This window comes from Streptomyces sp. NPDC003247 (genome assembly GCF_042888135.1).
Lineage (GTDB): Bacteria > Actinomycetota > Actinomycetes > Streptomycetales > Streptomycetaceae > Streptomyces.
Window position 1 is genome coordinate 340,160 of record NZ_JBIAPF010000009.1, and the last position, 14,832, is coordinate 354,991.

11 protein-coding genes are annotated in these 14,832 nt (G+C 75.0%); 4 read left to right on the forward strand and 7 right to left on the reverse strand.

What is annotated here, in order from left to right; translation table 11 throughout:
- Positions 1-225: 225 nt before the first annotated feature.
- Both ACFYWQ_RS29610 and ACFYWQ_RS29615 read right to left on the reverse strand, forming a co-directional pair.
- The gene (locus ACFYWQ_RS29610) at positions 226-3,276 is read right to left on the reverse strand and encodes a BTAD domain-containing putative transcriptional regulator (RefSeq protein ID WP_389520494.1); all 3,051 of its coding nucleotides are present in this window, start codon (positions 3,274-3,276) and stop codon (positions 226-228) included.
- Between the two features lie 376 nt (positions 3,277-3,652).
- Positions 3,653-7,006 (reverse strand): BTAD domain-containing putative transcriptional regulator, encoded by a 3,354-nt coding sequence (locus ACFYWQ_RS29615; protein WP_389520496.1) that lies wholly within the window; start codon positions 7,004-7,006, stop codon positions 3,653-3,655.
- 200 nt (positions 7,007-7,206) lie between these two features.
- On the opposite strand from ACFYWQ_RS29615, the gene ACFYWQ_RS29620 reads away from it, so the two are divergent.
- The gene (locus ACFYWQ_RS29620) at positions 7,207-7,764 is read left to right on the forward strand and encodes a glycoside hydrolase family 25 protein (protein WP_389520498.1); all 558 of its coding nucleotides are present in this window, start codon (positions 7,207-7,209) and stop codon (positions 7,762-7,764) included.
- Between the two features lie 164 nt (positions 7,765-7,928).
- Here ACFYWQ_RS29620 and ACFYWQ_RS29625 read toward each other — a convergent pair whose 3' ends face one another.
- Together ACFYWQ_RS29625 and ACFYWQ_RS29630 are read right to left on the reverse strand one after the other, a co-directional pair.
- Positions 7,929-8,591, reverse strand: coding sequence for an NADPH-dependent F420 reductase (locus ACFYWQ_RS29625; protein ID WP_389520500.1), 663 nt, complete (start codon positions 8,589-8,591; stop codon positions 7,929-7,931).
- Between the two features lie 87 nt (positions 8,592-8,678).
- Positions 8,679-9,365, reverse strand: coding sequence for a FadR/GntR family transcriptional regulator (locus tag ACFYWQ_RS29630; protein ID WP_389520501.1), 687 nt, complete (start codon positions 9,363-9,365; stop codon positions 8,679-8,681).
- Positions 9,366-9,591: 226 nt separating this feature from the next.
- Here ACFYWQ_RS29630 and ACFYWQ_RS29635 point away from each other — a divergent pair, with 226 nt between their 5' ends.
- Entirely contained in the window at positions 9,592-11,439 is a 1,848-nt protein-coding gene (locus tag ACFYWQ_RS29635; protein WP_389520503.1) for a 2-isopropylmalate synthase, read from the forward strand.
- Positions 11,436-12,248: an ABC transporter ATP-binding protein gene (locus tag ACFYWQ_RS29640; RefSeq protein ID WP_389520505.1), complete on the forward strand. Its 813-nt coding sequence runs from the start codon at positions 11,436-11,438 to the stop codon at positions 12,246-12,248. The genes ACFYWQ_RS29635 and ACFYWQ_RS29640 overlap by 4 nt, the downstream gene beginning before the upstream one ends.
- A gap of 41 nt (positions 12,249-12,289) precedes the next feature.
- On the opposite strand, the gene ACFYWQ_RS29645 is transcribed toward ACFYWQ_RS29640, so the two are convergent.
- Together ACFYWQ_RS29645 and ACFYWQ_RS29650 are read right to left on the reverse strand one after the other, a co-directional pair.
- Positions 12,290-12,502 carry an EF-hand domain-containing protein gene (locus ACFYWQ_RS29645; protein ID WP_385068663.1) on the reverse strand — a complete coding sequence of 71 codons (213 nt, stop codon included), beginning with the start codon at positions 12,500-12,502 and terminating at the stop codon, positions 12,290-12,292.
- Between the two features lie 48 nt (positions 12,503-12,550).
- Positions 12,551-13,465: a MerR family transcriptional regulator gene (locus ACFYWQ_RS29650; protein WP_389520507.1), complete on the reverse strand. Its 915-nt coding sequence runs from the start codon at positions 13,463-13,465 to the stop codon at positions 12,551-12,553.
- 77 nt (positions 13,466-13,542) lie between these two features.
- Here ACFYWQ_RS29650 and ACFYWQ_RS29655 point away from each other — a divergent pair, with 77 nt between their 5' ends.
- Positions 13,543-14,178, forward strand: a complete 636-nt coding sequence (locus tag ACFYWQ_RS29655; protein WP_389520509.1) for a GNAT family N-acetyltransferase — start codon at positions 13,543-13,545, stop codon at positions 14,176-14,178.
- A 6-nt stretch (positions 14,179-14,184) separates the two neighbouring features.
- Here ACFYWQ_RS29655 and ACFYWQ_RS29660 read toward each other — a convergent pair whose 3' ends face one another.
- Complete coding sequence (locus ACFYWQ_RS29660; RefSeq protein WP_389520511.1) at positions 14,185-14,808, reverse strand: ADP-ribosyltransferase; 624 nt, start codon at positions 14,806-14,808, stop codon at positions 14,185-14,187.
- Positions 14,809-14,832: the final 24 nt, after the last annotated feature.

A 14,832-nucleotide genomic window follows, 5' to 3' on the forward strand; every position in this document is an offset into this window, starting at 1 on the left:
TTGTGTCGCCCCGCCCCTCATAGTCCACTCTCCTGGATCAAACGTGTGACCGGCGGTACGCGCACATGCGCTGCGACGCCGCGCCCGGGCCGTCCGGCAGACGACGGGGCGACAGTCCGCCCGTCCGCCCCGGGCCAGCGTAGGTCGGTCCAGTGACAGGAAACTGACCCGCGCGAACGGCGGACCGTGGGGGTTCCGCGGACGGTCCGCCCTCCCGTACCGCTCTCATGTGGACGACTCCGACGTGAGACGCAGCGTCGTGCGCGCCCCCGGTTCCCGGCCGGTCCGGCCTCGCGGAGGCAGGGCGCGGATCCTCGACCGGACCCGGTCGGCGGCGTCCCTCACCTCGGGCGCCACCTGGTCCATGGCGTCCCGGACCGCGAGCGCGCGCGCCCAGGCCCTGCGGGCCGCGGCCGGGGCGGCCGCGGAACGGTGCGCGTCGCCGATCCGGACCAGACAGCGGAACTCCTGGTGCCCGTCCCCGGCCGCCCGGTACAGCTGGAGGGCGCGCTGGTGCCCGGTGAGCGCGCGGCGGGGATGGCCCAGTACGTCGTGGCAGTGGCCGAGCGCGCTCCAGACCGCGGCCTCGGCGTGCGGCTCGGCGAGGCCGCGCAGCGCTTCGAGGGCCTGCCTCGTCACGGCGAGCGCCTGCCGGTGCGCGCCCAGCAGGAGGTACGTCCCGCCGACCGCGACGAGCGCGCCGGAGGCGCCCACCGGGTCACCGGCTTCCCGGTGCTTCTCCACGGCCCTCTTCCCGTGGCCCAGCGCGTCGTCGAGGTGGCCCTGCCGCTCGTAGACCTGGCTGAACCTCTGGTGTGCGAGGGCCTGTCCCGGCAGGTCTCCCAGTTCGGCGAAGAGGTCGTGGGCCCGGCTGAGATGGGTGTGTGCGTCGTCGGGGCGGCCGAGGTGCCCGATGAGCTCTCCGAGCGAGCCGTGCGCGTGGGCCAGTGCCACCGGATCGCACAGGTGCCGGGCCGAGTCGAGGGCCGATCGCCACGGCGTGGTGTCGTCGTACCGCAGCCCCTGCTGCTGGAGGAGGAGTTCGACCACCCGGGCGAGCCGCCAGGCGTGCTCGTGGAACCCGTTGCGGGACGCCAGGCCCACCATGCCGGCCAGTGCCCGGCGCTCGGCGCCGCACCAGGCCAGTGCCTGGGCGGCGCTCCCGTGCTCGATCACCGTGACTCCGGGCAGGGCGGGGGGCGGCGCGGGGGCGATCCTGTTCGGGGAGAGGCGCGCGAGGGCGTCGCCCGCCGTGTGGAGGTGGTGGTCGAGCAGGCGCCGCAGGGCCGGCCGGGACGCCTCGGCCTCGGGGTGGACGTCGTCCCGCGCCGGTGGACACCGGTCCCCGGCGGGGCCGTCCGGCACCGGTTGCCGGGCGGTTCGCGGTACGGCGGCCGCGGGCGCGTGGTCGGCGGCGCGGGCGAGTTCGCCGGCGTACGTCCCGACCAGCCGCAGCCAGTGGTACCGGTCGCCGGGCCCCTCGGTCAGCAGGCCCGCGCGGACCAGTTCGCCGAGCGGCCGGCGGACCCGCTCCACCGGCAGCCCGGCCGTGCTCGCCGCCGCCGCCGTGGAGATCGTCGTGCCCGGGCAGGCGGCGAGCAGCCGGAAGACACGTGCGGCGGCCGGGGAGAGGGTGCGGTACGAGGTGTCGAGGGCCGCCCGCACCTCGGGCACGGTGTCCAGGCCGGTGCCCGTCGAGTGGATCTCCTCGGCCAGTACGGCGAGCGGGAAGGCCGGTCCGGCGGAGGCGCGTGCGGCGACGGCGGCCAGGGCCAGCGGCAGTCCGCCGGTCAGGGAGACGAGCGGGCCGACCGCGTCCTCCTCGGCGGCGACACGGTCGCCGCCGAGCCTTGCGGCAAGACAGTCACGGGCTTCGTCGTCGTCGAAGGGCGCCAGGCCGAGGAAGCGGATGGCCCGCGCGTTCCCCGCGATCTCCCGCAGCGGGTCCCGGCTGGTGACGACGGCGAGGCAGCCGGACGTGTCGGGGAGCAGGTCCCGTATCTGGGCGGCGTCGCGGGCGTCGTCGAGGAGGACCAGGACCCGGCGGCCCGCCAGCGCCTCCCGGTAGCGCCGGACCCTCTCGTTCCCGGGTATGTCCCCCGGCGACAGACCCAGCGCGCGCAGGAACCCGCACAGCACCACGACAGGGTCGGTCGGTGGGGTGTCCGGGCTGTGGCCCCGCAGGTTCGCGTAGAGCTGTCCGTCCGGGAAGCCGGGTGCCGCGCGGTGCGCCCAGCGGCGGGCCAGCGCGGTCTTGCCCACGCCCGGCGGCCCGCTGAGGACGACCGCCTCGGGCGGCCGGGCCGCGGTGCCGCAGGGCCCCGGCAGCAGCGCCAGCTCCCGCTTGCGGCCCACGAAGACGGGCAGGCCGGGCGGGAGCTGAGCGGGTACGGAGTACGTGACCGGCGGCAGGGCGGGCCGCCCCGGCGAGGTGGACGAGGTGGGGCCCGCGCCGGTGGCGGCCGGCGTGCCGGCGGCCGGGCCGAGGACCTGCCGGGCCGCCGCACGCAGTTCCCGGCCCGGCTCGATGCCCAGGTCGTCCGCGAGCCGGGCCTTGACCGCACGGTAGGTCCGCAGCGCCTCCCGCACCCGGTCCGTCGCCATCAGGGCGTACAGCAGTCGTGCGTGCACCGGCTCGTCGAGGGGCCGTTCGGCGGCGCAGCGACGCAGCGGCCCGAGCAGTTCCCCGATCGTGCCGCAGTGCAGCGCCACGTCCGCGGCCTCCTTGACCACGGCGTGGCGTTCCCGGTCCAGCGCCTTGAAGGCCGGAGCGGTGTGCGTGGAGGGCGGGAGGCCGTCGAGCGGGTGGCCTTCCCAGAGCGCCAGCGCCGCCACGTACGTCGCCACGCTCTGCCGCGTGGAGCCGTCGTCCCGCGCCCGGCGGGCCTCCTGGGCCAGCTGCCGGAAGCGCAGCAGGTCGAGGGAGTCGGCGTCGGCGTCCACCCGGTAGCCGCCGGCTCCGCGCAGCAGCCAGCCGCCGGACCGGCGCGCCGGCAGATCGGGTTCGAGGGTCCTGCGCAGCAGGCCGATGTGCCGGTAGACGAGGGTGAGCGCGCTGACGGGAGGCTCGTCGCCCCACAGGGCGTCGACGATCTGCTCGACCTCCATCGGCTGGCCCGGGCGGGCGAGCAGCAGGGCGAGCAGCCCCCGCTGCTGGGGCGGCCCCAGGTCCAGGGCGACCCCGTCGCGCCAGGCACGGACCGGCCCGAGCACGGAGAACCACAGTCTTCCCGGCTCGGGTGCGGTCCCGCTCTCCCCTGTGACACCCGTCGGCATGTCCCCTGGCCTTCCCCGCTCCGGCACCGACGTCGTCCCCCGACCGTCCCGCACCCAGATCCATTGCGGGTACGAACGCTGGGCGACGTGACTTGGAACCGACTTGGCACCGACATGGCGGGGGGCCGGGCGCGCGCCGCGGGGCGGCGAGGAGGGACGGGACGTCGTACGACGTCGTGGTGGGCTCGTCGGACCGCTCCGGCCGCGCGCAAAATCCGGGCCAGGCACAGTGCCACTACCGCGGACCGCTCCGGCCGCGCGGAGGATCCGGGCCAGGCACAGTGCCGCTACCGCGGACCGCTCCGGCCGCGCGGCGGATCCGGGCAGAGGATCCGGGCGGCGGATCCGGGCGGCCGGATCCGCGGCGCGCGGTTCCTCACGTCGCGAAGGTCCGCCGCCGTGCCGAGGCCGCCGACAGGTCCGCCGCGGCCCGGCGCGCGGCGGCCACGTGGTGGGGCGAGTCCCAGGCGAGCGCGACGCGTTCGGCCAGCGCGTAGGCGTCGGCGGCGGCCTGTTCCTCACCGACGAGCCGGTAGAGGTCGCCCAGGGGGTGGGCGAGGGGGCGGGTCGCGTACGCCCCGCCGGCGGTGCCCCCGAACTGCTCCCGGACGGGCAGCAGATGGTCGATGAGCAGGGCCGCGGTGCCGGTGTCGCCCTGGCGGAAGGCCAGTTCGCAGCGGTAGTCGAGTTCCACCCCGTAGAGGTGGTCCCTCACCGGTCGCGGTGCGAGGGGGACGGCCCGCGCCTCGTCCAGCCGCCCCAGGCGGGCCAGGACGAGGGCGTGCATCACGGCGACGGGGGTGCCGACGACCGCGTGCAGGTCCCGGATGGCCGTGGCGATGTCGGCCTCCCGCCCCTGCGTGAGCCGGATGGCCCACAGGCCCAGTGTGCGGGGGGCCGTGGCGTAGTGCGCCCCGATGTGCTGGAACAGGCCGACCGCCTCGTCGTAGCCGGCTTCCGCCTCGTCGAAGCGTCCCCCGACCGTGGCCAGCATGGCCGTGGTCATGACGTTGATGGCCTGCGCCCACCGCATCCGGTAGCGCTGGGCGAGTCCCAGGCCTTCGGCGGTGTGCCGGCGGACCGCGTCCGGATCGTTGCGGGTGGCGGCGGTCATGCTGTCGAGGTGCTCGCACACCCAGCGGTAGGCGGGAAGGTCGTGGTCCCGGGCGAGCCGGCGCAGTTCGTCGACGAGCGGTTCCCGCTCGTCGCCCTGCACCTCGTGCGGCAGCAGCTGGGCGGACGTCATCAGCGCGGAGGCCAGCAGGCGCGGTGCGCCGTCGGCCCGGGCCAGGGCCAGTTGGGCGTCCGCCGCCTCCAGGGCTCGCTGCGGGTCCTCGGCCGCCACCGCGTCGACGAGGACCTGGAGCACGCGGGCACGGGTCGGACCGTCCAGGGAGTCATCGGCGGCGAGCCGTTCCAGGCGGGCCAGCGCGGTCCGGTCGTAGAAGCCCTCCAGTCTGCTGCGCCAGTGCGAGGGTTCGGTCCAGGCCCCGTAGACCGCCGCGACCAGGTCGTCGCGGCCGGCCCGCACGGCCAGGTCGACCGCGCGCTGCCGGGTGTGCTGGGCGGCTTCCGTGGCTCCGGCCCGGATCTGTGCGCCCAGGAGCCGCACCAGAAGGGCGACCACGCCGTCCGGGTGCCCCTCGGGGTCCGCCGTGGCCGCGGTGTGCGCCTCCAGCGCCTGCTGGATCAGCCCGACGGACACGTCGTGGGCGTACCGCCGCTCGGCCGTCTCGGCGGCGCGCAGCGCGTAGTCGACGGCCAGGGGCGCGTTCGCCGTCCGGCCCGAGCGGGCGAAGTGGTGGGCCAGCGCGGCGAGGTCGTCCGGGCGGTGGCGGCGCAGTTCCTGGGCTATGCGGTCGTGCAGGCGGGAGCGGCGTATGCCGGACAGGTCGGTGTACACCGTGTCGCGGACCAGTGCGTGCACGAAGCGGACCCGGCCGGGTCCGGGCTCGGTCAGGAGGTCCGCCGCCAGGGCGGCGTCGAGCCCCGCGAGGACGGTGTCCTCGTCGCCGTCGGCCGCGTCGGTCAGCAGGGCGACCTCGGCCTCCAGTCCCACGACGGCCGCGAGCTGCACGGCGGAGCGCGCACCGGCGGGCAGGAGCGCCAGGCGCCTGCGCAGGACGTCCCGGACTCCCCGGGGGACTTCGGATACGGCCACCAGGGCGCCCTCGCTGGCCAGCAGGCGGGCACTCTCCCAGACGTAGAACGGGTTGCCGCCGGTGCGCTCGGCGATCGCCGTCACCGTGGTCCCGTCCACGGGTTCGCCGCAGACGGCGTCGACGACGGTGGCGACGTCCCGCGTCGACAGGCCGCCGAGCGCGATCCGGTGCGGGAGACGGCGGGCGAGGTGGGCGAGGGTCTTGGCCAGCTGCTCCCCCACCTCGGCCGGGCGGTAACTGGCCACGGTGAGGAGGGGCACGCCGGTGACCGCGGCGGTCGCTTCGAGCAGGGCGAGCGTCTGGCCGTCGGCGCGGTGCAGGTCTTCGAGGAGGACCGCCAGCGGCTGCCGGGCCGCCGCGTCCCGCAGCCAGGCGGCGAAGGCGCGGTGCATGCGGAAGAGGCCGGCGGTCGCCTCGTCGCGCGTCGTGGCGGCCGTGGCGTCCGGCTCGTGGAGCAGGGCCGCCAGTTCCCGGGGCTGCGCCGGGGGACATTCACGGGCGAGTGCGCCGAGCGCCTCCACCCAGGCCCAGGCGGGCGGCGCACCTTCGTACTCCGGGCAGCCGCCGGACACCACGGTCCAGCCGTCGCGCCGCAAGCCGTCGGCGAGCCGCCCGAGCAGGGCGGACTTCCCCGCCCCCGCCTCCCCGGTGACCAGCACCATGTCGCCCGCGCGCCAGGCCGCCCGTGCGGCGGCGTCCACGGCGCGCAGTTCGTCGCTCCTGCCGACGAAGAGGTCGTGCCGGCCTCCGGGTGCGCCGGGCGGGGCCTGGGCAGGCACGGCGATCGCCGGCGGCGGTGTCGGGCCGGCCGCGCGCAGCACGTCGAGCCGCTGGGAGAGGACCGCGTGCTCCAGTTCGGCCAGGGCCGGCGACGGATCGCAGCCGAGTTCGTCGCGCAGTACCGTCCTGGCCCGACGGAGCGAGACGAGGGCGTCCGCCTGCCGGCCGTCGGCCCAGTGGGCGAGCGCGAGCAGTCGCCATCCCTCCTCCCGCAACGGGCTCTCCCGCACCAGGATCTCGGCCGCCGACGCCGCCTCGGCCGCGTGCCCGGTCCGGAGATCGGCCGCGACGGCGAGTTCGCGGGCCTCGGCGTGCAGTGCGCCGAGGCGGACCACTTCGGGCACGGCCCACGTCTCGTCCGCGTGCTCCATGAAGGCGGGACCCTGCCACCACCGCAGTGCCTCGGCGAGCAACTCGCGTGCCTGCGCGGCCGGCACGCGACGCGCACGGCTCACCAGGGCCTCGAAGCGCCAGGCGTCCACCGCGTCCTGCGGAAGCCGCAGCGCGTATCCCGGAGGGGAGGTGATCAGGACGGAGGCGGGGGTGCGCGGGGGCCGCTCGGGTTCGAGCAGGCGGCGCAGGTTCGACACATAGGCGTGCAGGGACACGGACGCCTTGGCCGGTGGCGCCCCGCGCCACAGGTCGTCCGCCATGCGGTCGGCGGAGACCACGCCCTGGCGGGCCGCGATCAGCAGCGCGAGGACGGCCCGTTGCCGTGGGGGTCCCAGATCGACCGGCTTCCCCTCGACGTCGGCACCCATGGAACCCAGCACTCGGATACGCAGCACGCTGCGGGAATCTACCCGAGCGGCGTACGCGGCTTCTCAACGAAAGCTAAACGCCCTTCCCGCCGGCGGGCGTCCCCGGGCCGGACCGGGACGGCGGCAGCGACACGGACGGGTGACAGAGGCGGACGGGCAGGTTCCGCCGACGCGCCTCGGGGCATCAGGTAAGTCCTCATCCGGCCCCGGAATCAAGGGAGTTGAGCATGCTCCGTGGCATAGACGTCAGCGCCTACCAGTCCTCCTCCTTCGACACGGACGACATCTCCTTCGTCTTCATCAAGGCGACGGAGGGCCGCACGTACGTCAACCCGAAACTCTCGGCCCAGACGAAACACGCCCGCGAGGCCGGGCTCGTCGTCGGCTTCTACCACTTCCTGTGGCCCGGCAACATCACCGCCCAGGCACAGCACTTCCTCTCCCAGGCCCCGGAGCGCGCGGGTGACATCCTCGCCGTCGACTGGGAGACGACGGGCGAGGGCACCCACGCGAGCAACGCCGAGAAGGACCGTTTCATCCGGAAGGTGAAGCAGTTGAGGCCGCACCACCGGGTGATCCTCTACTGCAACCGGAACTACTGGCTGAACGTCGACGACACCTCCTACGCCGGCGACGGCCTGTGGATCGCCGACTACGTCACGGCGGGCGAGCCCCGTATCAAGGCCGACTGGCGCTTCCACCAGCACACCGACGACCCACTCGACAAGAACGTGGCGGACTTCGCGAGCAGGGCGGCGCTACGGGCGTGGGCGACCCCGGACTGAGGACCGAGCCGGCCGGGGCCGGTCGCCCCCGCCGGACGGCCCGGGCTCAGCGGCACCCGGACGGCCCGGGCTCAGCGGTACCCGGGCGGCCCCGGGAACGGCGGTACGGCCCGGGCGGCCCCGGGATCGGCGGTACGGCCCGGGCGGCCCGGCGGCGGTTCGGGTCAGCCCGTGAAGTCCGGGGTGCGTTCGGGGCTCGCCTCCGCCAGGGCCTTGGTGACCTCGGCGACCCCGGCGCGCAGGCCGTAGACCGGGGTGTTCGGCTGCTGGCGCCAGGAGTCGTCGATGCCGCCGCCGTCGACCGTGTCGAAGCCGAGCTCCTCGACGAGGGCCCGGACCTTCGCCTTCGCCGCCTCGTCGTCGCCGGCCACCGGTACGGCGATGCGGTCGGGGGCGCCCGCCGGGCGGTGGCGGTCCAGGATGTCCTGGGCGTAGGTGCCGTTGAAGACCTTGACCACCGGGTGGCCGATCCGCCGTTCCGTCCAGCGGCTCTCGGTGATGCCCCCGTCCTCGATCTCCGCGATCCGGCCGTCGCGCTGACGGGGGTAGTAGTTGTTGGTGTCGATCACCGCCGCGCCCTCGGCGGCGCCGTCCAGGAAGCCGGCCGGGAGGTCGGGGATCGCCTTGAGGGGGATCGTGACGACGACGATCTCCGCGTCGCGGGCCGCCTCCGCCGCCTCGACGGGGGTCGCGCCCGTCTCCTGGGCGAGCTCCTTGAGCGTGTGCGGACCCCGGGAGTTGGCGACGGAGACCTCGTGCCCGAGGGCGGTCAGCCGCCGGGTGAGATTGCCGCCGATGTTGCCGGCGCCGATGATGCCGATCTTCATGACAGACCCTTCCAGGTTGATTCACCTGCACGTGCGCGACGCATGCATACGCATACATCTGGTGGGTGAACCCCCCGGGACCGCCCGCTATTCCGGGCCCGCGCCGAACGGGTCCTCCAGTTCCCGCGCCAGCACCTCGGCCGCCCTCTCCGCGTCCCCCTCGGCGACCGCCCGCAGCAGGCCCTCGTGGGCCTCGTCGCCGGTGCCCGGGTCGTGGTCGCGCAGGCCGGTGAGGGCGAGGAGGTCGACCAGGCCCTCGCGCAGGACGGGGACGAACTCGGTGAACAGGTCGGCGAGGACGGGGTTGTGGGCGGCGGCGACCACCGCCGCGTGGAAGGCGATGTCGGCGTCGACGAAGGCGGTGTCGTCGGCGTCCGCGGCCGCGCGCCGTCCGGCCAGGGCCGCCTCGATGGCGGCGACGTCCTCGGCGGTGCGGCGCCGGGCGGCCAGCCGCGCCGCGTGCACCTCCAGGGCCGCCCGGACCTCGTACACGTCGGTGACCGCGGCCCGCCGCAGCCGGGCCGGCCAGTCCTCGGCCGGCTCGGTGGCGATGACGAAGACGCCCGAGCCCTGGCGCGGCCGTACGAGCCCGGCGCCGGCCAGCGCGCGCAGCGCCTCGCGGACCGTGGAGCGCCCCACGCCGAGGTCCTTGGCGAGGGTGGTCTCGCCGGGCAGGCGGGTGCCGACCGGCCACTGTCCGCCGGCGATACGGGCGCGCAGCCGCTCCACGACCTGTTCCACCAGGGGACTGGGACGGACGGGGCCGAGGGACATCGCTTCACCAACCTGCACACGGGACGACGGGCTTCACAGCAATTCTCACTTGTCTGAGGACCTGAGGAGTCGCTAGCGTACCGGCCATGACGTTCCGCGGTCTCCTTCTTCTCGGCTGCCGCGGCGGGGCCTGACGCGACCGGCACCCCGCCGCGGGTCGCCGTGCTGCCGGTCACCGTCCGACCGAACCGGCCGATCCGGCCGAGACCGAGGCAGCGAACCGCAGATGTCGAACGTCGTCCCGCCCCAGCCCCCCACCCCGGCCCCCGCCCCGCCGTGGAACCCGCAGCGTCCGAGCCCCATGCCCCACCACCGCTACCGCCCCTTCCAGGACCGGGTGAGCGTCCCCGCCTCCGACCGGAGCTGGCCCTCCGCCCGTCTCGAGCGCGCCCCGCTGTGGGTCCCCGTCGACCTGCGCGACGGCAACCAGGCGCTCGCCGAGCCGATGGACACCCCGCGCAAGCGCCGCTTCTTCGACCTGCTGGTCCGCACCGGGTTCAAGGAGATCGAGGTCGGCTACCCGTCGGCCAGCCGCACCGACTTCGACTTCGTACGGCACCTCGTGACGGCCGGCGCCGTGCCGGACGACGTCACACCGGTCGTGTTCACCCCGGCCCGGCCGGAGCTGATCGACCGGACCTTCGAGGCGATCGAGGGGCTGCCCCGGGCCGTCGTCCACCTGTACATCGCGACCTCCCCGGTGTGGCGGGAGGTGGTGCTCGGCCGGAACCGGGACGAGGTGTGGCGCACGGTCCGCGAGGCCGCCACGCACATGGCCCGCCGCGCCGGCGACGACCCGGGCGTCCGCTTCCAGTTCTCCCCGGAGACCTTCAACCTCACCGAACCCGACTTCGTCCTGGAGCTGTGCGACGGCCTCACCGCACTGTGGGACGCGAGCCACGACCGCCCGGTCACGCACAACCTGCCCGCGACCGTGGAGATCGCCACCCCCAACGTCTACGCCGACCAGATCGAGTACCTGCACCGGCACCTGGCCCGCCGCGACCGCGTCATCCTCTCCGTGCACCCGCACAACGACCGCGGCACCGGAGTGGCCTGCGCCGAACTCGCCGTGCTGGCCGGGGCGCAGCGGGTGGAGGGCTGTCTGTTCGGCAACGGCGAGCGGACCGGCAACGTCGACCTGGTGACCCTGGCCCTCAACCTCTACGCCCAGGGCGTCGACCCCATGGTCGACCTCGGCGACATCGACGCCGTCCGGGAGACGGTCGAGCACTGCAACCGGCTGCCCGTCCACCCCCGCCATCCGTACGCCGGCGAACTGGTCCACACGGCGTTCTCCGGCACGCACCAGGACGCCATCGACAAGGGCTTCGCCCATCACGCCCGCAGGGCGGCCGAGCTGGGGCTGCCGGAGCGGGAGGCGCCCTGGTCGGTGCCGTACCTGCCGATCGACCCGGCCGACCTGGGCCGCTCGTACGAGGCGGTCATCCGGGTCAACTCCCAGTCCGGCAAGGGCGGGGTGGCGTACCTGCTGCGCACGCACCACGGGATCGACCTGCCGGCGGCGATGCGGCCGGACTTCTCCCGGGTCGTGCAGGAGGCGACGGACGACAGCGGGCGGGAGGCCACCCCGAAGGAGCTGTACGAGCTGTTCCGGGCCACCTACCTGGCGGACGGGGAGCTCCGGCTGGACGCCTGGTCCACGCACCGGCAGGCGCCGGGCGTGCACCGCTTCACCGGCACCCTGCGCCACGGCGACGACCGCGCCGGCGACCACGAGGGCACCGGCGCGGGGCCGCTGTCCGCCTTCGTCGACGCGCTGGCGGGCGCGGGGTTCACGGTCGAGGTGCTGGACCTGACGGAGACCGGCCGGGACACTCCGGCCGGGACGGCGACCGCGGCCTCCACAACCAGCACGGCCTCCACAGCCACCGCGGCCTCCGCAACCAGCACGGCCACGGCGACCACGGCGCCCACCGACCCGGCCGCCCGGACGGCCTTCGCCCGGTGCCGGGTGAACGGGGTCACCGTCTGGGGCGCCGGCCAGGGTCCGACCGGGCCGGCCGCCTCCGTCCACGCCGTGCTGTCCGCGGTGAACCGGGCGGCACGATGACGACCGGTACACCGCCGGCGGAGGTCCTGCGGGCCCGGGACGTCCACCTCGTGCGGGACGGGCGGCCCCTGCTCCAGGACGTGTCGCTGACCGTGCGGGCCGGTGAGCACTGGGCCCTCCTCGGGGCCAACGGCGCCGGGAAGTCCACCCTGCTCGGTCTGCTCGGCGCCCGGACCCACCCCACGCGCGGCACGGTGGACGTGCTCGGGCGGCGGCTGGGCCGGGTGGACGTCCGGGAGCTGCGGGCGTACGTGGGCCACGTCGACCCCCGTCACCCGCTGACCGAGCCGCTGCGGGTCCGGGACGTCGTCCTGACGGGCGCGACCAACTCCGTGGCCCCGCTGCCCCGCTGGCGCCCGACCCCGGAGCAGGAGGCGCGGGCCAAGCGGCTGATCCGCACCCTGGGCCTCGCCGGCCACCGCGAGGCCCGCTGGCCGACCCTGTCGCAGGGCCAGCGCGGCCGCACCCTGATCGCCCGCGCGCTGATGCCGCGGCCCCGGCTGCTGCTGCTGGACGAACCGGCGACCGGGCTGGACCTGCCGGGCCGCGAGCGGCTGGTCGAGGCGCTCGACGCCCTGCGCCATGACCACCGGGAACTGGCCACGGTCCTGGTCACGCACCATCTGGAGGAGCTTCCGCCCGGCACCACGCACGCCCTGCTGCTGCGCGACGGCCGTGCGCTCGCCCAGGGCCCGGTGGCCGACGTCCTCACCGGCGACCTGGTCGGCGCGTGCTTCGGCCTGCCGCTGGTCCTGGCCCGGCACGGCGGCCGGTGGACGGTGCGCACCACGGGCGCCGGCACCGCATGACGAAGGGGGGCACCCGCCGGGTGCCCCCCTTCCCCCGCGCGTCACTTGTCGAGGTACGCCCAGAACTCGTCGAACGAGAGGACCTTGTCCCCGTTGAGGTCGCGGCTCTTGATGACGGCCTCGGCGACCGACTCGGTGACGTTCCAGTCGCCGCCCTGGGCGAGGGCGGTCTTGAACTCGGCAGCGGTGATGAATCCGTCACCGTCCGTGTCGATCCGCTGGAACTGTGTGCGCGCTTCTTCGATGTCCGCCACCGATCCGCCCCTTTTTCCTAGCTTGCTGCCGTGCTGACGCAGGTCAGATTAACGGTCCGGGTGGGCGCGGAGCGCGGCGACCACCCACGCGAACTCCCCCTCGTACGCGGACTGCCCCTCCAGCCCGTTCACGACGGCCGACAACTGCCGGTAGCGGGCGACGCGTTCATTGGCGACCGCGGTCAGCCGCTCCAGTACGGCGGACCGGTCGGTGTCGCCGAGGAGGCCGCGCAGGATGCCGTCGGCCTCCGGGGCGTCGGGGGCGACGCCGTCGCGCAGGGCCTGTCCCGCGAGCTGCACCAGCCTGCTCATGAACCACAGGGAGGTGCCGGGCGGGACGTCGGGTCCGCGGTCGGCGGCGTTGAACTCGACCGTCTGCCGCATCAGCGCCCGGAACTCCGGGTCCTGGATCAGTTCGGCGAGCTCCACCCAGGCGTCGACCTGCTCGGGGGTGGGGTCGTCGGGCAGTTCGGCGGCGTGGAAGCGCAGCCGGGTGCGGATGTCGGGGTCGGCGGTGTCGAGGCCGTCGAAGACCTCCGCCAGGAACTCCTCGACGATCCGCCGTCGCTCGGCCGCCGACAGGCGGGCCAGTCTGTTCATCAGGGTCGTCTCCTCCGCGGTCGAGCCGCGTCGCGCCACGGTCGACAGCACCGCACGGGTCACCTTGAGGGAGCGGATCTGCGCGTCGAGGGCGGCCACGTGCGCGGCCGCGACCTGCGCGACCGTGGTCTCCCCGGCCAGCACCCCGCGCACGTGGTCCAGGCCGAGGCCCAGTTCACGCAGGGTGCGGATCAGCTCCAGGCGGGCGGCTGCCTCGGCGTCGTAGAGGCGGTAGCCGCCCGGGGAGCGGGTGACCGGGGTGAGGACGCCCTCGTCGGACCAGTAGCGGATGGTGCGCACGGTCAGTCCCGTCGCGCGGGCCAGCTCGCCGATGGTGAGAAGTCCGGTGCCGTCGTCGATCATGTGTGTGAGTCTGTGCCTTCCAGCGGGTGGAGACTCAAGGAGCGGGTCGAGACTCCGAGAACGGAGCGAGGAGCACGGTGGAGACCTTGCGGGACATTCTCGACGCGACGGCGCGGGGTGTCTTCCCGCCGGCGGACGGCGGGACGACGATCGTGCCGCAGCCCGCGCCCCGCGACGCGGGCGTGCTGGCGTTCACGGCGCACTCCGTCGTCTTCACGGACGAGGATCCGCGGTGGGTGCGCGAGGCGCTGGCGGGGGTGGAGTGCGACGCGCTGGCGGCGCCCATGAGCCCGCGGTTCCTGACGGTGCTCATGGAGCGCACGGGCCGCGTCTGCGAGAACGTCGACGCGCTCCTGGTCGGCTCCCCGCTGCCGGGTGGGCCGCCGCCGGGGCTGACGGAGATCGAGGACGCGGACCATCCCCGCGTGGTCTACGCCCGCCGGCGGCGGGACGACGTACGGGCCTGGACGGCGGACGGCGGGGTGCTGGTGCTGGGCCGCGGGGTCGCCGGCCGGCTGGAGGTGTCGGTCGAGGTGGACGAGGGCGTACGGCACCGGGGACTGGGGCGGGCGCTGGTGGCGGCGGCCCGCCGTCTCGTCGACGAGCCGCTGTGGGCGCAGGTCACGCCGGGGAACGCCCGCAGCGCGCGGGCGTTCCAGGCGGCCGGTTACCGTCAGGTCGGGGCGGAGGCGCTGCTCACCGCCCGCCGGTGAACGGGCTCAGTGCCAGGCCTCGAAGTGCGGGTTGCTCTGGCAGCCGCTCATGATCTCGACCTTGGTCGTCTTGTTCACCGGGCAGACGCCGATGATGTACTTCCGGTCGATGCCGCCGGGGAAGGCGACCTCGACCTGGTCGGCCCAGCGGTGGGTGTCGCCGATGGTCTTGTTGACGTCGATGCCTCCGGGGGCGTCGATGTAGTAGTTGTAGCCGGACTTCCACCACGTCTTGTACAGGTCGTGGTCGTACGTCGTGGACACGTACGGGGAGGGCTGGTTGACCAGGACGTACTTCTCGATGTCGTACTGCCCGTCGACCACGTCCCGGGGGTGGAAGCCCTCCTTGAAGACGGTGTCGGGGCCGCGGCCGTCGCTGCGGTAGAGGGTGCCGCAGGTCGTGCGCCAGACCGGGGCGGGGGTGATCCGGCCGAGGTCGACGCCGCGGTCGGCGGCGGCCTTGAGCTTGTCGTCGAAGAGGGGGCAGGCGGGGGCGGCCTTGGCCGGGGCCTGGGCGCGCGGTTCCGCGGCGGCCGGGGTCGCGGGGACGGCGGCCGCGGCGGTGGCGAGGACGGCGGCCAGGGAGAGGACGGCGGCGGCTGCCCGCCGCCGCGCACGAGTGGTGATCATGCGGGGGACGATCCCGGTTCCGCG